This is a genomic window from Haloferax sp. S2CR25, from assembly GCF_031624535.1.
In the GTDB taxonomy this organism is placed as follows: Archaea; Halobacteriota; Halobacteria; order Halobacteriales; family Haloferacaceae; genus Haloferax; species Haloferax massiliensis.
The window spans coordinates 173308-190332 of sequence record NZ_JAMQOO010000001.1; the positions used below are offsets into that span (position 1 = coordinate 173308).

Sequence of the window (17025 nt, forward strand, 5' to 3'; positions counted from 1 at the left end):
ACTATGGCGAACGTCGGTAAAATAGTGCTTCTAATCGAACAGTTCGATTCGGCGCTCGGTCCGGCCTCAGAGGTCGAGGCCGCGAATCGAGACGCCCTCGCCAGCCTCGACGCGGCCGATGACGCGACCGTCCGTGGCTTCGACCAGCGCCTCGGCGTTCGCCTCGGGGACGGCGGCGACGAAGCCGGTGCCCATGTTGAACGTCGTGTGCATCTCCTCGTCGGAGACGCCGCCGCGTTCCTGGACGAACTCGAACACCGGCTGGGGGTCGAAGGCGTCGTCGACGACGTAGCGGAACTCGCCCATGCGTTCGAGGTTGGTCCAGCCGCCGCCGGTGACGTGGGCCGCCGCGTTGGTCTCGGCCGCGCGCAGGTCGTCCAGCAGGTAGGTGTAGAGCCGCGTCGGTTCGAGGAGCGCCTCGCCGACGGTATCGTAGTCGTCGCCGTCCCACGCGTCGTCGTAGTCGCCGTCGGCCGTTGCGGCCTTGCGGGCGAGCGTGAGGCCGTTCGAGTGGATGCCCGACGACGGGAATCCGACGAGCGCGTCGCCCTCCTCGGCCTCGCCGGGGAAGATGGCGTCTTTCTTCGCCAGTCCGGCGCAGGTGCCCGCGAGGTCGAGGCCGTTGATGACCTCCGGCATGACCGCCGTCTCGCCGCCGACGAGTTCGATGTCCGCTTCTTCGGCACCCGCGGCGAGGCCCTGACCGACCTGCTCGGCGAAGCTCTCGTCTGGGGCGTCGACCGCGAGGTAGTCCACGAACGCGACGGGCCGGACGCCGGCCGCGACGAGGTCGTTGGCGTTCATGGCGATGCAGTCGATGCCGACCGTCGAGTAATCGCCGAGCGCCTCGGCGACGAGCAGTTTAGTGCCGACGCCGTCGGTGGCGAGTCCGAGGTAACGGTCGCCGATGTCGAGCAGGCCGGCGTAGTCGCCCGACCCGCCGCCGACCTGCGCGACGAGCGCGGCGGTCGCGGCCTCGCTCGCCTCGATGTCGACGCCCGCGTCGGCGTAGGTCATCCCGTCGGAGTCGTCGTTCGTCATGTTCGTGTACGAGATAGGCCGAAATATAAAATCACAGGGTACGAATCATACACGTTCTCGCATAGGTGAGCGTTCGCCGGCGGTCCGGCCGACGACGGAGGCACGATGGACCGGCGTCGCCCGTTCGGTTACCCACCTCCTGTCGGCCGCGCGCGCTCCGGGACGCCCCCCGCTACGACCCTCCTAATCGTCGGCTTCCGAGCCGATGTTATCGAATAATCAATAGCTTTCGCAACATTTGCGAAAAAGCACGAAAGGAGTGTATAAACTTTCTCGGCCGGTCTGAGCGGTTCGTAAAACGTTACGAAAGAAGAATGTCTTCCGTAACCCGGCCCTGAACGGTCGAAAAAGGACCCGAATTCACGGTAACGCTCGACCCCTTATATTATGGTCCCCGTCGTATGCAGAAGTGACGATGTCCGGAATCCCCTCCACGAACGACTCGATCGCGCTCGACCTCGCATCGACCGTCGGCCGCCTCGCGTACGCCCCCGTCGAAACCGTCGCGTTCTGGTCGGCAGTCGCGCTGCCCCTCGCGTACCTGCCCGTCCTCAGCGGCGGTCTGAGCGCCGGCGAAATCCCTCTCTTCGCCGGGCTCATCGCCCTCCACGCCGTCGCGCTCGTCCTCGGGCGCGACCACGGCCAGCAGTAACTGCGGTCCCCCGACGCGTACGACCAACCCGGATTCGTCTCGGTCCCCGCCGACGCTCTCCCCGCGAAGCGTACGTCTGCACCCCCCGCCCGACCGCGAACCGCTCGCTACCCAACCCAACCTGACAGCAGCCCCCAATCCAACCTCAACCCGACCGACCCGCCGCTCGAACCCGGCCTCGACGTGCCGACCGACCCTCCGCTTTCCTCCCCCCGGACTCCGACCTCGACGACCCGGCCGGACCCCGCCTTCGCGGCCCCTTTTGCCTCCGTTCGTCCCTGTGAGAATCGAGCAGTCGCTCGCGGCTTCGAGACCGAAACGAACCAGAAATCGAGCGGTTGGGGTCGTCCTAACCCCCCGTCGTCGGGTCAGAACCCGACGAACAGGAACAGGCCGACGGTGAGGAGAATCGACAGGACGAGCACGCCGGCGAACACCGGCGTGCTCCACGACTGGACCGTCTTTCCGTCGAGCGAGCCGAACGGGAGCATGTTGAACGCCGCGAGGAAGGCGTTGATGATGAGCCCGCGCGCGCCGACGAGTTGGACCACGTCGGAACCGGCGGCGACGCCGACGACGAGTACGGGCGCGAAGGCGACGAGGAGCAAGAGGTTCGTCACCGGCCCGGCGAGGGCGATGAGACCGTGTTCGCGCTCCGTGAGCACGCCGCGGTGGTAGACCGCGCCGGGCGCGGCGAAGATGAACCCGACGAGCGCGCTCATGATGGCGATGGCGAGCATGCCGTAATCGGCGCGGAACTCGGCGACCTGATTGAACCTGACGGCGACGACCTTGTGGGCGACCTCGTGGAGGAGAAAGCCCACGCCGGCCGTCAGGAGGCTCACGACGAGCGCGAGGCCGAACGACCCGCTCGTCAGCAGTTGGAGCGTCCGGTTGCCGCCGCCGGCGAAGAAGATGGCGAAGGCGAGGCCGAGCGCGACCCACGCGACGAGCAGGTCGCGGAGTTCGCGCGAGGAAAACGAGACGTTCACGTCAGGGACCTCCAGATGAGGTCGGCGCTGTTGTGCGCGCCCTCGAACATCAGGTTCGCCACGCCCGCGACGCCGCCGAGGTCGGAGGCGATGGCGGGGATGACGTAGGTGACGAAGAGGAAGCTCGCGATGATGCTCCCAATGTTCGTCATGGCGACGACCATGATGAGCTTGAACAGCGGCACGTCGAACATCTGGCCGACGAGGTCGACGATGGGCGTATCCTCGTCTGCGAGCAGTTCGTTCAGTTTGCCGATGTCGCCGACGTTGACCGGCGTGTGTCGGAGTTCGACGTAGCCGGTGAACCAGCCGGGCGCGAGAAGCGGGTTGATGGAGGTCATCCACGCGACGAGGCCGCCGACGAGGGCGGAGGTCCACCGCGCGCCGGCGACCTTGGCGAGCGCGGCGGCGAACACGCCGTTGATGAGGAACCACGCGCCGAAGATGGTCAGGAGCCGTTCGTTGCCGACGCCGGCCATCGCCAGGAGGACGAAGAAGGCGACGAACACGGCGGTGACGCCGAAGCCGAGCAGTTTGCCCCACGGGAAGCCGTCCTTTTCGGCGACGCCGACGAGCGATTCCATCGGCGGGAGCGTCTCGGGGTGTTCGAGGTAGTTCTCGATGCCCTCGCGGTGGCCCGCACCGACGACGGCGACGACGTGGCGGCCTGACTGCCGGAGCGCGACGAGCTGGTGGGCGATGTAGGCGTCGCGCTCGTCGATGAGCGCCTCCGCGCCGCCGGGGCTGAACCGGCGGAACTCCTCCATCATCGCCGACACCACGTCGCCGTCGGTCAGCTCGGCCATGTCGAACTCCTCGTAGTCGGCGTCGCCCTCGACGGGCGCGAACAGGCCGAAGACGTTCAGGACCGCGCCGACGGTGACGCCCACGACGACGCCCGCGAGGATGCCGATGACGAGGCTCCCGACGATGGCGGTGCCGAGGCTCCCGAGGACGCCCGAGACGAGACCGGTTCCGAGGCCGAGGCCGAAGCCGGCGACGATGCCGACCGCCGCGCCGCCGCCGAGGCCCGCGAGGACCGCGTCGTCGCCGTCGAGGGAGAACGAGGCGACAGTGTAGAGCATGTACGCGGCCGCGGCCCCGAGGACCGCGGCGGTGGCGGTGCGCGTCAACAGGAGGTCGGTGACGCCGACCGCGCCCCCGAACAGGCCGACGAGCGGCCCGAGGAAGACGCCGACGGCGATGCCGAACACCGCACCGATGCCGCGGGCGTCGGCGACCCCGAACAGGAGGTCGCCGGCCATGCGCATCTTTTCGAGCGTGCCCATCCGCCGCCAGAAGCGCTGGATGGTCACCTGGATGTCGCGGTCGACGAGCGCCACGTCGAGGCCCTCGTCCTCGGCGGTCTCGACGGCCGCGAGCATGTCCGCGCCGGGCTTCACGTCGAACTTATCTCCCATCCGCGACTGGACGTACGAGAGCATCCAGTAGGCGATAAACTGGAAAACAGTGTTGCCGCGAAGCAGGTCGCGCGCTTCGATGTCGTCGGGCGTTCCGCCTTTCAGCTGCCGGTAGCGCCCCTCGTCGAGTTCGACCGCGACGACGTCCGGACGCTCCTCTCTGACGGTCTCTTCGACCTCTCTGACGCTGTCGGCCGAGACGTGGGCCGTGCCGACGACGCGGACGTGACCCTCGCCGGGCGACGAATCGTTCATCGCCGGGTTTACCGCCCCACGGTTTTTATCCGTGTCGGCATCCCCCACGAACTATGCAGGAGTTCGACGCGCGAACCCCGACGCCCGCACACGAGACGGCCATCGACTGCCTCCGCGCCGGCGTCGAGGCCGTGCTTCCCGACCGCGTCGTCCGCGAGTCGGTGTCGCTCGACGGCGACACGCTGACCGTCGCGGACGCCGCGTACGACCTGACCGCCTACGACCGCATCCTCGTCGTCGGCGGGGGTAAAGCCGGAAACGGCGTCGCAGACGCCCTCGAAGCCGTCCTCGGCGACCGCATCGACGGCGGCGTCGTGGTGACGCCCGACCCGACGCCGAGCCCCGACGGACGCATCGAGCGACTGCCCGGCGACCATCCGGTCCCCTCCGCGCGCGGCGTCGAGAGCACCCGGCGGCTCGCTGACCTCCTCACGGACCTCGACGACCGGACGCTCGTCCTCGCCGCCATCACGGGCGGCGCGAGCGCGGTCCTCCCGGCCCCGGCCGAGGGCGTCTCGCTCGCCGAGTTACAGGAGACGACCGACAGACTGCTCGAAAGCGGCGCGGAGATTCACGACCTCAACGCGGTCCGAAAGCACGTCTCGACGCTGAAAGGCGGCGGTCTCGCGCGCCTCGCCGCGCCCGCGACGGTCGTCGGTCTCGTGCTCTCGGACGTGGTCGGAAACGACCTCGGCGTCATCGCCTCCGGCCCGACCGCGCCCGACGAGACGACCTACGACGACGCCCTCGACGTGCTGGACCGCTTCGGCCTCGACGTGCCGAAGTCGGTCCGAACCCGACTCGCCCGCGGTTCGGCTGGCGATATTCCAGAGACGCCGAAGCCCGGTGACCCGGTGTTCGACCGCGTGACGAACCACGTCCTCGCGGACACGTTCACCGCGCTCGACGCCGCCCGCGAGGTGGCCGACGAACGCGGTTACGACCCGCTCGTCCTCTCGTCTCGCGTTCGCGGCGAGGCGCGCGAGGCCGCGAAGACCCACGTCGCCGTCGCGGAGGAGGCGCTCGCCACCGGGAACCCGATTCCCGCGCCCGCCGTGGTCCTCTCGGGCGGCGAGTGCACCGTGACGGTCCGCGGCGACGGCGACGGCGGGCCGAACCTCGAATTCTGCCTCGCGGCCGCCGCGGAACTCCCCGAAGCGGCCGTCCTCGCCAGCATCGACAGCGACGGGAAAGACGGCGGGACCGACGTCGCGGGCGCGATCGTTGACTCGTCGTCGGTCGACGCCGGCGACGCCCGCGCCGCGCTGGCGAGAAACGACGCGCTCCCGGTGCTCCGGGAGGCCGGCGCGCTCGTCGAGTCCGGCGCGACGGGGACGAACGTCAACGACCTGCGCGTCCTCGTGGTCGGCGGGGGCGTCTGAGCGCCGGCGGTTCTCCGGGCGGCGGGACAACAGGTTTGTATCCTCCGGCGGAGTACCCCCCGTATGGCCGGTTTGTTGCCCTCCACCCCCGACACCTCCGCCGCGGACGAGTCCTCGCCGCGGGTCATCGGACTCGAAGACGACGAGGCGTCGGACCTCCTGTCAGCGCTCTCGTCTGAGACGGCCCGCCGCGTGCTCGCCGCGCTCCACGAGGAGCCGACGAACGCCGCGGAACTCGCAGAGCGCGTCGACACGTCGCTCCAGAACGTGCAGTACCACCTCCGAAAGCTCGACGACGCGGGCCTCGTCGAGGTGGTCGACACCGTCTACTCCGAGAAGGGCCGCGAGATGAAGGTGTACGCCCCCGCCGACAGGCCGCTTGTCGTCGTCGCCGCCGGCGAGGAGACGCGGACGGGTCTCGCGTCCATGCTGACGAGCCTGCTCGGCGGCGTCGCCGTGTTGGGTCTGCTCTCGGCGCTCGTCCAGTGGGTCGCCACCCGCGGGCTCGGCGTCCTCGGCGGTGCCGGCGGTGCCGCCGAATCCGCCGACGCCGGGGCGGTCTCGACGATGGCCGCGGAGGCCGCGCCCGCGGCGGCGCAGGGGATTCCGCCGGGACTCGCCTTCTTCGCCGGCGGTCTCGTCATCCTGCTCGTCATCGCGGCCGTCCAGCTCGCCCGGCGGTGAGGCCCCGCGGGAGTCGACGGCGACCGGGTCGGCGACCGCGCTGGGGTAACTATTCGTACTCCGCCCAACTACAGCATAGCATGAAACACCGTGCCGTGGTCCGCGGTATCGGGGTCGGCGTCGGCGAAGACGGCTCGAACGTCCCGGCGGTCGTCCTCGAAGCGCGCGACGAGTTCCTGCCCATCGTCATCACGTCGGACCAGGCTCAGGCCATCCAACTCGGTCTCTCCGGCGAGCAGTTCGAGCGCCCGCTGACCCACGACCTCCTGGTCGAGATGGTGACGGAGTTCGGCGGGGCAATCGACAGCATCCGCATCGACGACCTCTCGAACGGCACGTTCCTCGCCAAGGTCGACGCCGAGCGCTACCACGACGGCGAGGCGCGGTCGGTCGTCTTCGACGCGCGCCCGAGCGACGCCATCGCCCTCGCCATCCGCGTGGACTGCCCGATTCTCGTCTCCGACGAGGTGCTCGACGCCGCCGGGCAGTCGCCCGAGGCGTTCGACGCCGACTTCGACGAGTGAACCGGGGGCGTCGCCGCCGCGCCCCACGATTTCAAGCCCCCTCAGCGTGACCCTGCTCGCATGAGCGAACCCACCGCGACGCTCGAAGAGTCGCGCACCGAGATGACCGAACTCCTCCTGCCGAACGACACCAACAACCTCGGGCGAGCCCTCGGTGGCGCGGTCCTCCACTGGATGGACATCTGCGGGGCCATCGCGGCGATGCGGTTTTCGAACCGCCAGTGCGTCACCGCGTCGATGGACCACGTCGACTTCATCGGCCCCATCGACCTCGGCGAGGTGGCCGTCATCGAGGCGTACGTGTTCAACGTCGGCCGGACCAGCGTGGACGTGAAAGTCGACGTGCACGCCGAGAACCCGAAGACCGACGAGCTACGGAAGACGACCACGTCGTTCCTGACGTTCGTCGCGCTCGACGACGACGGGAAGCCGACGCCCGTGCCCCGACTCGTCTGCGAGACCGACGAGGAATCTGAGCTCCGCGCCGAGGCGGTCGCCGCCCGCGCCGACCAGCTCGAATCCGTCATCGAGCGCATGGAGAACTGAGAAACCCGGCGCCGAACCCTTTTCCCCGGCGGCGACCGACTGGCGACCATGCTCGACGTTCCCGTCCCGGACCCGCCGTCGCTCCCGACGGTGGACCCGAACCAGTACGACGACGCGCAGGTGGCGGCCGACGCCGACTTCAAGCGCGCCGAGTTGGAGGAGTTCCTCGAAGCCGGCGCGTGGGCCGACGCCTTCGAGGCGTGGGCCGCCGAGACGCCCGTCACCGAGGCGCAGTGGGAGGTCGTCCTCGACCTCGACCTCCTCACCCACTTCGACTTCTTCTGGGACGACTTCGCCGACCGCGTCGGCTACCACGCCCCCGGAATCCCCGAGGACTGGAAGGAGCGCGAACTCCACCCCGACCTGACCTCGTGGGGCGAGGTGTCGTCTATCAACGCCGGCCTCACCGAACTCGGACAGGACGTGTGCGACGTGCTCAAAGACGACTACATCGACTGGGAGTCCGAGTACGAAGCGCCCGACGACCTGCCGGACTTCTGAGGCCGTCGATTCCGTCCCGACCGTCGTTCTTCCTCGGCTCGTCGTCTCGCGAGCCCTGTTCCGAAATCCCTCCGAGAATAGTCTTTATATCGTGATATTATCGTACAATGTATGTATTTATGGACACATTGTGGCGAGATTTGGGAAAACGGTGATATTCCGACCGTCGCTCTCATCTCTCGTCGCTATGACGAACATGAAACGACGCGACGTACTCCGTGGATTCGGTGGCGTCGCCATCGCGGGCGGACTCGCAGGGTGCATGGGCGGCGGCACGGCCGACGACGAGACCGAGACGACCACGACGTCGACCCCCACGCCGACGCCGACCCCGACGCCCACGCCGGAACCCGAGACGGCGATGCTCCGCGTGGCGCATCTCTCGCCGGACGCGCCGAACGTCGACGTGTACGTCGACGACTCGGTCGCGCTCTCGGACGTGCCGTTCGGCGCGGTCAGCGATTACCTCTCGGTTCCCGTCGGAACCCGGACGGTGAAGGTGACCGCCGCCGGCGACGAGTCAACCGTCGCCTTCGAGGGCGACCTCGACGTCGCCGAGGCGACCTACACCGTCGCCGCGGTCGGCGAACTCACCGAAGAGACGTTCGAACCGCTCGTCCTCGAAGACGACGTGTCGCTCCCGGCCGACGACACGGCTCGGGTCCGCGTGGTCCACGCCTCGCCGGACGCGCCCGCGGTCGACGTGACTGCCGGCGACACGGTGCTTTTCGACGGCGTCTCCTTCACCCAGTCCGGGAGCGTCGAGGTGCCGGCCGACACCTACGCACTTCAGGTCCGGGGCGACACCGAGTCGAACGACGGCGACGCGGTCGCCGAGTTCGACGTCGAACTCGCCGGCGGCACCGTCTACACAGTGTTCGCGGCGGGCTACCTGACGCCCGACGACGAGCCGACCGACGCGGGCTTCCGGCCCGTCGCGGTCGTCGACGCCGGGTCCGGCGGCGGCGGGCTCGTCCAGCGCGACGTGTCGCTCCGCGCCGCGCACCTCTCGCCGGACGCGCCGAACGTCGACGTGCTCGTCGACGGCGCGGTCGCGCTCTCGGACGTGCCGTTCGGCGCGGTCAGCGACTACCTCGCGTTGACCGCCGGGTCGCACCAGGTGACGATTCGCGCGACCGACGCGCCCGACACGGTCGTCTTCGACGAGATGCTCGACCTCGCGGCCGGCGCGTACACCGCCGCGGCGCTCGGCGAACTCGACTCGGCGGCCGAGAACGGCTTCGCCGTCTCGCTCCTCGAAGACGACCGCTCGGCCCCCGCTGACGACGCGGCCCGCGTCCGGGTGCTTCACGCCTCGCCGGACGCGCCCGCCGTCGACGTGACCGTCGCGGGCTCCGGGGACGCTCTCGTCGACGGCGCGGCCTTCGGCGACGCCGCGACCGTCGAGGTCCCCGCCGGGGACTACACGCTCCAGATTCGGGGCGACACGGAGTCGAACGACGGCGACGTGGTCGCCGAGTTCGACGTCGCGGTCGAGAGCGGCCGCGCCTACACCGCAATCGCGCTCGGCTACCTGACGCCCGACGACGAGCCGGCAGACGCCGCGTTCGACCTCAGCGTCGTCGCGGACAACTGACCGTAGACCGGCCCGACCGGCCTGCGAGCGCCCCCGACTCGACACCGCCTCCAGGAGACCCCATCTGAACGAATGACGACGACACGAACCCGGCGACGTGAACCGCCCCGCGAACAGCGGCGGCCATGAGCGTCTGGGTCGACGCCGCGCGGTTCTCGCTCGGCGCGAGCGTCGTGTTCCTCGTCGTCATGCTCGCCGTCTGGGGGCGGAACTACCTGCTGTTCCGGTCGAAACACGCGCTCGGGTTGGTCGTCTTCGGCGCGTTCCTCCTCGCACAGAGCCTCTTCGCGCTCTACTACTACCTCGTCGACCCGACGCTGTCGGTCTGGTTCGCCGCGGCCGTCCCCGCCGCGGCGTGGCGGGTGTTAATGGGAATCCACGTCCTCCAAGCGATCGCGCTGGCGGTCCTCCTGTGGGTCACGTGGGATTAAACGTTAACCCGGAGGGCCCCGAGCCTCCTTGCATGCACCGCCGAGCCCTCCTTTCGAGCGCCGCCGCGCTCTCGCTTGCCGGCCTCTCGGGCTGTCTCGCCGACGCCCGACGAACCGCCAGCGGTCGAATCCGCGCCGACACCGGCCACTCGCAGCTCCACCCGACCGACGAGCGGTACGTGAAAGGGTCGTTCCCCGACGACGCCGACTTCCGCGGGTGGCTCTTTTCGGACCCGCCGGCCGACCAGCGGGACGTGTTCACCGACCGCGCGATGCAGGGGCAGTACTCGAACGACCTACTGGAGGCCGACGGCGACTCGTTCGTCCTCCTGTTCGAGGTCCGAATGGCCCGCGAAGACGCCGCGTTCTACAACGTCGGATTGTCGCCGTCGTGGTCCGGGTGGCGCGACGCCGACATCCCGATTCGGCGGTCGCCGCCGGCCGACCCCGATGCGTTCGAGGTGGATGCCGACACGCTCGTCTGCACTCACCTCTCGACGTTCGACGTCGCGAGGGGTGCGACTCCGACGGACGCCACGCTCCGGGTGTTCGAGCGCGACGACGAGTCCGGAACCACGCACGGGTCGTCGGCCGAGTCGGTCGTGGCCACCCACCGCGTCGGCCGTTGGTCGGACCGGTAGCGTCGGAGTCCCGTCGGGTCCCTCGGCGTCGTCGTCCGCGTCGCCGTCGGCCGCGGAGTAAGCGTTATACTTCTCGCGGGACTGCTCTCGGATAGCATGCGACGGCACCGGAGTTCGCGCCGTCCGCCCGCGGTCGGCCAGTTCCGACGCTCGGTCGTCGCCCCGTCGCCCATTATCGCGGGGCAGTAGCCTCGCACTTCTCTCATCCTCGACCCCCGTCCGTATCGACCTCCGAGCGACAGCGGTCTCCCGTCCGGTGACCGCGACCACCGGAACCCAACATGGAGCGACACACTCTCCCCACCCGACAGGCGTATCGACAGCGACCAGTAGACCATCGACAGCGGAGGGTCTCCCGTGTCTGAGTCGGACCCGGCGGAACGGCCGACCGACGCGGACCAGACCCGCCGTTTTGATATATATCCGCGAGAAGGACGGGGTATGGAAGACATCGCAGACCAGTACACGCCGTCGGACGTGGAGTCCGTCGTCGGCGAGTACTGGGACGAGAACGACGCCTACGAGGCGACGAAGGAGGCACACGCCGACGACCCGTCGTTCTTCTTCGTCGACGGCCCGCCGTACACCTCCGGCCAGATGCACCTCGGCACGGCGTGGAACAAGACGCTGAAGGACGCCGTCATCCGGCACAAGCGCATGACGGGGCATCAGGTCACGGACCGCCCCGGCTACGACATGCACGGCCTCCCCATCGAGGTCAAAGTCGAAGAGGAACTCGGCTTCACCTCGAAGCGCGACATCGAGGAGTTCGGCATGGAGCAGTTCATCCAGAAATGCAAGGAGTTCGCCGTCCGCAACCGCGAGGCGATGGACGAGGACTTCCAGTCCATCGGCGCGTGGATGGACTGGGACAACCCCTACCAGACGCTCTCGCCCGAGTACATGGAGTCCGCGTGGTGGGCCTTCTCGAAGGTCGCCGAAAACGGACTCGTCGAACAGGGCAAGCGCAGCGTCAACTACTGCCCGCGCTGTCAGACCGCCATCGCGGCCAACGAGGTCGAGTACGACGAAATCACCTCGCCGTCCATCTACGTCAAGTTCCCGCTGAAGGGCCGCGAGGGCAACCTCGTCATCTGGACGACGACGCCGTGGACCATCCCCGCGAACACGTTCGTCGCCGTCGACGGCGAGATGACGTATCAGGAGGTCCGCGCCGAGAAGGACGGCGAGAGCGAGGTTCTCTACCTCGCCGAACCCTGCGTCGAGGAGGTCCTGAAGAAGGGCCGCTACGAGGACTACGAGGTCCTCTCGGAGGTCACGGGCGAGGAGATGGTCGGCTGGGAGTACGACCACCCGCTCGCCGGCGTCGTCGCCGAGTACGCCGACTTCGAGGGTGCTGGACAGGTGTACACCGCCGACTACGTCGAGGCCGACCGCACGGGCCTCGTCCACTCCGCGCCCGGCCACGGGCAGGAGGACTTCGCCCGCGGGCAGGAACTCGGACTCGACGTGTTCGTCCCCGTGGACGACAAAGGCGAGTTCACGGAGCAGGGCGGCGACTACGCGGGCACGTTCGTCCGCGACGCCAACCCGGAGGTCATCGAGGACCTCGACGAACTCGGCCACCTGCTCCACGCCGGCGAGCACGACCACCGCTACGGCCACTGTTGGCGCTGTGACACGGACATCATCTTCCTCGCCACCGACCAGTGGTTCATCACGGTCACGGACGTCAAAGACCAGCTTCTCGACAACATCGAGGAGTCCGAGTGGCACCCGCAGTGGGCCCGCGACAACCGCTTCCGCGACTTCGTGAGCGACGCGCCCGACTGGAACGTCTCCCGCCAGCGCTACTGGGGCATCCCGCTTCCCATCTGGGTCCCGAGCGACCCGGACGCCGAGGGCGCACAGGAGATGATTGTCGTCGGCACCCGCGAGGAACTCGCCGAGCGCGCCGACCAGGATATCGACCCCGAGACGGTCGACCTCCACCGGCCCTCGGTGGACCCCATCACCATCACCGAAGACGGCGTGACCTACGAGCGCGTCCCCGACGTGTTCGACGTGTGGATAGACTCCTCGGTCGCCACGTGGGGCACCCTCGACTTCCCCGGCGAGACGGAGGCGTACGAGGAACTGTGGCCCGCCGACCTCATCATCGAGGCGCACGACCAGACCCGCGGGTGGTTCTGGTCGCAACTCGGCATGGGCACCGCCGCGACCGGCGAGTCGCCGTACAAGGAGGTCATCATGCACGGCTTCGCCAACGACAAGGACGGCCGCAAGATGTCGAAGTCCGTCGGCAACATCGTGACGCCCGAGGAGGCCATCGACCGCGCCGGCCGCGACCCGCTTCGCGCGTACCTCCTCAGCCACGACCAGCAGGGCGTCGACCTCTCGTTCGAGTGGGACGGCCTCGCCGACACCCAGTCGACGCTCAACATCTTCTGGAACGTCTTCCGCTTCCCGCTTCCGTACATGGACCTCGACGGCTACGACCCCGCCGAGGCCGACCTCTCGGAGGGCGAACTCACCGTCGTCGACGAGTGGGTGCTCTCGCGGCTCCAGACCGTCGAAGCCGAGATGGCCGACGCGTGGGACGACTACGAGGTCTCCACCGCGCTCAACGCCCTTCTCGACTTCATCACGAAGGACGTCTCGCGGTTCTACGTGAAGGCCATCCGCGAGCGCATGTGGGACGAGGAGGACTCGGCGTCGAAGCTCGGCGCGTACGCCACGCTCTCGACGGTGCTCTCGGAGTCCATCCGACTCATCGCGCCCTACGCGCCCTACATGGCCGAGCGGATGTACCAGCGGCTCGACGGCTCTGCGACGTCCGTCCACATGCTGTCGTACCCCGAGGCCGACGAGGAGCGCCGCGACGAGGAACTGGAGGCCAACATGGCCGTCCTCCGCGACGTGGAGGAGGCCGCGGCGCACGCCCGCCAACTCGGCGGCCGCAAACTCCGCTGGCCCGTCTCGCGCATCGTGGTCGAGTCCGACGACGACGCCGTCGCCGAGGCGGTCGACGCCCTCTCGGACCTCCTCGCGGAGCGCGTGAACACCCGCGACGTGCAGGTCGTCGAGGTCTTCGACGAACTCGTCGAGACTGCCGAACCGCAGATGAGCGTCATCGGGCCGGAGTTCGGCGCTGACGCCCAGAAAATCATGGAGGCCGTCGAAGGGCGCTCGCGCGCCGAGGTCGAGTCGGGCGTCGAGGTCGACGGCGAGACGTACGACCTCTCCGACGAGATGGTCTCGTACCGCGCGGAACCGCCGGAACACGTCAGCGGTGCCGACTTCGAGGGCGGCACGGTCTACGTGGACACCGAACTCACCGACGACATCGAGTCCGAGGGCTACGCCCGCGACGTCATCCGCCGGATTCAGGAGATGCGCAAACAGCTCGACCTCGACGTCGAGGCCGAAATCGACGTGTCGCTCGCGGTCGACGACGAGCGCGTCGCCGGCTTCGTCGCGGAGAACAGCGACCTCATCGCCGAGGAGGTCCGCGCCCGCGAGTTCGACCTCGGGTCGGCCGAGGGCGAGACGGTCGAGACGTGGGACGTCGAGGACGTGTCCGTGACCATCGCGGTCACCCAACTCGACTGAGGCGGTCGCGCGCCGGTCCGTACCGGCCCCGGGCGTCTCCGCCGGCCCGACGCTCGGCCGCCGCCGCGACCCGTGAAATGGAGGGCGTTTACCGCCGATTTTTCGCAGACGGCGACCGCCCCGACTTCCGACTGACCAACACTTTTGGCCTCATCGAACGTGAGGGACGGTGAGTCATGAAGAAACTCATCAACGAACCCGGAGCGGTCGTAGACGAGATGCTCGACGGGATGGTCGCGGCGCACCCCGAACTGCGCCGGCTCGACGGTACGAACGTTCTCGTCCGCGGCGACGCGCCGGTCGAGGGGAAGGTCGCGGTCGTCTCCGGCGGCGGGTCGGGCCACGAGCCGACGCACGCGGGCTATCTCGGCGAGGGGATGCTCGACGGCGCGGCGGCGGGTGAGGTCTTCACCTCGCCGACGGCCGACCAGCTGAACGAGATGATTCAGGCGACGGACGCGGGCGAGGGCGTCCTCTGCGTCGTCAAGAACTACGAGGGCGACGTGATGAACTTCGACACCGCCGCCGAGATGGCCGGCATGGAGGGCGTCGACGTCGAGCAGGTCGTCGTCAACGACGACGTGGCCGTCGAGGACTCGCTGTACACCTCGGGCCGCCGCGGCGTCGCGGGCACCATCTTCGTCCACAAGTGCGCGGGCGCGAAGGCCGCCGCGGGCGGCGACCTCGGCGAGGTCAAAGCGGTCGCGGAGAAAGTCGTCGACAACGTCCGCACCATGGGCATGGCCCTCACCTCCTGTGTCACCCCGGAGAAGGGCGAGCCGACGTTCGACCTCGGCGAGGACGAGATCGAACTCGGCATCGGCATCCACGGCGAGCCGGGAACCGAGCGCGCCGAGGTCATGAGCGCAGACGAGATAACCGAACACCTGACCGAGAACGTCCTCGACGACCTCGAACTCGACGAGGGCGAGGAGGTCGTGACGATGGTCAACGGCATGGGCGGCACGCCGCTGTCGGAGCTGTACATCGTCAACCGCAAGCTCCAGTCCATCCTCGACGACCGCGGCGTCGAGACGTGGGACGCGTGGGTCGGCGACTACATGACCTCACTCGACATGATGGGCTGTTCGGTCTCCGTGCTCCGCGTCGACGACGAACTCAAGGAACTGCTCGGCGCGCCCGCGGAGACGCCCGGACTGACGGTCACCGAGTAAGTCGGACTCACCGCCGCCGAGTACGCGACGACCGCCGCCGCGAACTCCCGGCGGCGACCCCCGACACGTCACCGATTTTTCGCGGCAGAACAGTCCCGCGGGACAAGGGATTAACCCCCGGCCGACGAAGGTCAGCCATGGCTGACGCAGAGACACAACGCGAAGCGGTGCTGGACGCGCTCGACAACGTCGCCGAGCGCCTCGCCGAGGAGAAGGAGTATCTCACGGACCTCGACTCCGCCATCGGCGACGCCGACCACGGCGCGAACATGGAGCGCGGCTTCGGCAAGGCCGCCGAAAAGCGCGAGGAGTTCGCCGAGATGGAGCCGAACGAGGTCGTCAAGAACGTCGGGACGACGCTCATCTCGAACGTCGGCGGGGCCTCCGGCCCCCTCTACGGCGGCTCTATCATGTTCGCCAGTCAGGAACTCGAAGACGGCATCACCGCCGAGACCTCGGTGTCGTTCGCGGAGGCGTACCTCGACAAGGTCAAGGACCGCGGCGGCGCGCAGGTCGGCGCGAAGACGATGGTCGACGCGCTCGTCCCCGCCGTCCACACCTACAAGAAGTCCATCGAACAGGACGACCTCCCGCCGCTCGAAGCCCTCGCCAAGGCCGTCGACGCGGCCGAGCGCGGCGTCGCCTTCACCGTCCCCATCAAGGCGATGAAGGGCCGCGCGTCGTTCCTCGACTGGCGCTCGGTCGGCCATCAGGACCCCGGCGCGACGAGCACGCTGTTCATCCTCGAAGAGCTGCTTGAGACCGCCGAGGAGTACCTCGACGGCGAGGTAGACCGCGACGCGCGGGCCGAAGACGCAGTCGGGAGGGACGAATGATCGGTCTCGTCGTCGTCTCGCACAGCGCGAAGGCGGCCGAGGGAATCGCTGAGGTCGCGGCGCAGATGGGCGGCGGCAACGCTCGCATCGTCCCCGCCGGCGGCGACGAAGACGGCATCGGCACCTCGCCGGACCGCATCCGCGAGGGTATCGAGGAGGCGGACGACGGCGACGGCGTCGTCGTCCTCGTGGACCTCGGCAGCGCCGTGATGAACGCGGAACTCGCCATCGAGATGGCGATGGACTCCGAGGCGGTCATCGCGGACGCGCCGGTGCTGGAGGGCACGCTCAACGCGGCCGTCGAGACGACGAGCAAGAAGGCGACGCTCGATTCGGTCGTCGAGCGCGCCGAGGACGCCCGCGACTACCGGAAGCTGAACTGAGTCGGTCGGCGGTCGAACCGGTTTCCGAGCCACCGATTCGACCGGGAAAGAGACCGCCGCGCGGCGCGGCGGCCCGCAGTTCCGTGCCGCTTTGTTTTGTTTCGTTTTATTCTTCGTCGCCGGCTTCGGGCGTCGAGAGCACTTCTTCGAGCGCGTCGAGCGCCGCTTCCGCGTCGTCGCCCTCGGCGACGAGGCGAATCTCCTCGCCGTGGCCGACGCCGAGGCCGGTGACCGCGAGCATGCTGGCGGCGGGGACGAGGTCGTCCTCGCCGGCGCGGCCGAGTTGGACGTCGGCGTCGAAGGAGTTCGCGGTCTCGACGAACTGCGAGGCGGGACGGGCGTGGAGGCCGTCTTTCGGGACGACCGAAACGGTGCGTTCCATACGTCGGGT

At 68.8% G+C, this 17025-nt stretch carries 17 protein-coding genes; 13 read left to right on the top strand and 4 right to left on the bottom strand.

Annotation, left to right across the window (positions count from 1 at the left end; genetic code table 11):
- Positions 1–66: 66 nt before the first annotated feature.
- Entirely contained in the window at positions 67–1041 is a 975-nt protein-coding gene (gene purM / locus NDI65_RS00860) for a phosphoribosylformylglycinamidine cyclo-ligase (RefSeq protein WP_089777787.1), read from the bottom strand.
- A gap of 415 nt (positions 1042–1456) precedes the next feature.
- On the opposite strand from purM, the gene NDI65_RS00865 reads away from it, so the two are divergent.
- The gene (locus NDI65_RS00865) at positions 1457–1693 is read left to right on the top strand and encodes a hypothetical protein (RefSeq protein WP_089777789.1); all 237 of its coding nucleotides are present in this window, start codon (positions 1457–1459) and stop codon (positions 1691–1693) included.
- Positions 1694–2061: 368 nt separating this feature from the next.
- Here the strand turns inward: NDI65_RS00865 and NDI65_RS00870 are convergent, their stop codons facing one another.
- A complete protein-coding gene (locus NDI65_RS00870; RefSeq protein WP_089777791.1) occupies positions 2062–2685 on the bottom strand; it encodes a metalloprotease in 624 nt (207 codons plus the stop codon).
- Positions 2682–4361, bottom strand: a complete 1680-nt coding sequence (locus NDI65_RS00875) for a TraB/GumN family protein (protein WP_089777793.1) — start codon at positions 4359–4361, stop codon at positions 2682–2684. Before NDI65_RS00875 ends, NDI65_RS00870 begins: the two co-directional genes overlap by 4 nt.
- Before the next feature lie 53 nt (positions 4362–4414).
- Between NDI65_RS00875 and NDI65_RS00880 the strand changes: the two genes are divergently transcribed.
- From NDI65_RS00880 to dhaM, 12 genes are all read left to right on the top strand, one after another.
- A complete protein-coding gene (locus NDI65_RS00880; RefSeq protein WP_310893141.1) occupies positions 4415–5743 on the top strand; it encodes a DUF4147 domain-containing protein in 1329 nt (442 codons plus the stop codon).
- Positions 5744–5806: 63 nt separating this feature from the next.
- Positions 5807–6427 carry a winged helix-turn-helix domain-containing protein gene (locus NDI65_RS00885; RefSeq protein WP_089777798.1) on the top strand — a complete coding sequence of 207 codons (621 nt, stop codon included), beginning with the start codon at positions 5807–5809 and terminating at the stop codon, positions 6425–6427.
- Positions 6428–6507: 80 nt separating this feature from the next.
- The gene (locus NDI65_RS00890; protein ID WP_004041429.1) at positions 6508–6951 is read left to right on the top strand and encodes a bifunctional nuclease family protein; all 444 of its coding nucleotides are present in this window, start codon (positions 6508–6510) and stop codon (positions 6949–6951) included.
- 60 nt (positions 6952–7011) lie between these two features.
- Positions 7012–7497, top strand: a complete 486-nt coding sequence (locus tag NDI65_RS00895) for an acyl-CoA thioesterase (protein WP_089777799.1) — start codon at positions 7012–7014, stop codon at positions 7495–7497.
- A 48-nt stretch (positions 7498–7545) separates the two neighbouring features.
- Entirely contained in the window at positions 7546–7998 is a 453-nt protein-coding gene (locus NDI65_RS00900) for a hypothetical protein (RefSeq protein WP_089777801.1), read from the top strand.
- Between the two features lie 187 nt (positions 7999–8185).
- Positions 8186–9595 (top strand): DUF4397 domain-containing protein, encoded by a 1410-nt coding sequence (locus tag NDI65_RS00905; RefSeq protein WP_089777803.1) that lies wholly within the window; start codon positions 8186–8188, stop codon positions 9593–9595.
- Between the two features lie 125 nt (positions 9596–9720).
- Positions 9721–10026, top strand: a complete 306-nt coding sequence (locus NDI65_RS00910) for a hypothetical protein (RefSeq protein ID WP_089777805.1) — start codon at positions 9721–9723, stop codon at positions 10024–10026.
- Between the two features lie 32 nt (positions 10027–10058).
- On the top strand, positions 10059–10667 hold the full coding sequence (locus NDI65_RS00915; protein ID WP_310893146.1) for a hypothetical protein: 609 nt from the start codon (positions 10059–10061) through the stop codon (positions 10665–10667).
- Positions 10668–11108: 441 nt separating this feature from the next.
- Positions 11109–14240 (top strand): isoleucine--tRNA ligase, encoded by a 3132-nt coding sequence (gene ileS / locus NDI65_RS00920; protein WP_089777809.1) that lies wholly within the window; start codon positions 11109–11111, stop codon positions 14238–14240.
- A 176-nt stretch (positions 14241–14416) separates the two neighbouring features.
- A complete protein-coding gene (dhaK, locus tag NDI65_RS00925; protein WP_089777811.1) occupies positions 14417–15415 on the top strand; it encodes a dihydroxyacetone kinase subunit DhaK in 999 nt (332 codons plus the stop codon).
- Positions 15416–15552: 137 nt separating this feature from the next.
- Complete coding sequence (gene dhaL, locus NDI65_RS00930) at positions 15553–16251, top strand: dihydroxyacetone kinase subunit DhaL (RefSeq protein ID WP_089777813.1); 699 nt, start codon at positions 15553–15555, stop codon at positions 16249–16251.
- Positions 16248–16634 carry a dihydroxyacetone kinase phosphoryl donor subunit DhaM gene (dhaM, locus tag NDI65_RS00935; protein WP_004063261.1) on the top strand — a complete coding sequence of 129 codons (387 nt, stop codon included), beginning with the start codon at positions 16248–16250 and terminating at the stop codon, positions 16632–16634. The genes dhaL and dhaM overlap by 4 nt, the downstream gene beginning before the upstream one ends.
- Before the next feature lie 106 nt (positions 16635–16740).
- Here dhaM and ptsH1 read toward each other — a convergent pair whose 3' ends face one another.
- Positions 16741–17016: a phosphocarrier protein HPr gene (ptsH1, locus tag NDI65_RS00940; protein ID WP_089777815.1), complete on the bottom strand. Its 276-nt coding sequence runs from the start codon at positions 17014–17016 to the stop codon at positions 16741–16743.
- Between the last annotated feature and the right edge of the window lie 9 nt (positions 17017–17025).

Bases quoted from the DNA above. Each gene is read 5' to 3' on its own strand.
- NDI65_RS00895 (WP_089777799.1), top strand. From the start codon at position 7,012: ATGAGCGAACCCACCGCGACGCTCGAAGAGTCGCGCACCGAGATGACC.
- NDI65_RS00885 (WP_089777798.1), top strand. From the start codon at position 5,807: ATGGCCGGTTTGTTGCCCTCCACCCCCGACACCTCCGCCGCGGACGAG.
- NDI65_RS00900 (WP_089777801.1), top strand. From the start codon at position 7,546: ATGCTCGACGTTCCCGTCCCGGACCCGCCGTCGCTCCCGACGGTGGAC.
- purM (WP_089777787.1), bottom strand. From the start codon at position 1,041: ATGACGAACGACGACTCCGACGGGATGACCTACGCCGACGCGGGCGTC.
- NDI65_RS00875 (WP_089777793.1), bottom strand. From the start codon at position 4,361: ATGAACGATTCGTCGCCCGGCGAGGGTCACGTCCGCGTCGTCGGCACG.
- NDI65_RS00910 (WP_089777805.1), top strand. From the start codon at position 9,721: ATGAGCGTCTGGGTCGACGCCGCGCGGTTCTCGCTCGGCGCGAGCGTC.
- NDI65_RS00915 (WP_310893146.1), top strand. From the start codon at position 10,059: ATGCACCGCCGAGCCCTCCTTTCGAGCGCCGCCGCGCTCTCGCTTGCC.
- NDI65_RS00905 (WP_089777803.1), top strand. From the start codon at position 8,186: ATGACGAACATGAAACGACGCGACGTACTCCGTGGATTCGGTGGCGTC.
- dhaM (WP_004063261.1), top strand. From the start codon at position 16,248: ATGATCGGTCTCGTCGTCGTCTCGCACAGCGCGAAGGCGGCCGAGGGA.
- ptsH1 (WP_089777815.1), bottom strand. From the start codon at position 17,016: ATGGAACGCACCGTTTCGGTCGTCCCGAAAGACGGCCTCCACGCCCGT.
- NDI65_RS00865 (WP_089777789.1), top strand. From the start codon at position 1,457: ATGTCCGGAATCCCCTCCACGAACGACTCGATCGCGCTCGACCTCGCA.
- NDI65_RS00890 (WP_004041429.1), top strand. From the start codon at position 6,508: ATGAAACACCGTGCCGTGGTCCGCGGTATCGGGGTCGGCGTCGGCGAA.
- dhaL (WP_089777813.1), top strand. From the start codon at position 15,553: ATGGCTGACGCAGAGACACAACGCGAAGCGGTGCTGGACGCGCTCGAC.
- dhaK (WP_089777811.1), top strand. From the start codon at position 14,417: ATGAAGAAACTCATCAACGAACCCGGAGCGGTCGTAGACGAGATGCTC.
- ileS (WP_089777809.1), top strand. From the start codon at position 11,109: ATGGAAGACATCGCAGACCAGTACACGCCGTCGGACGTGGAGTCCGTC.
- NDI65_RS00880 (WP_310893141.1), top strand. From the start codon at position 4,415: ATGCAGGAGTTCGACGCGCGAACCCCGACGCCCGCACACGAGACGGCC.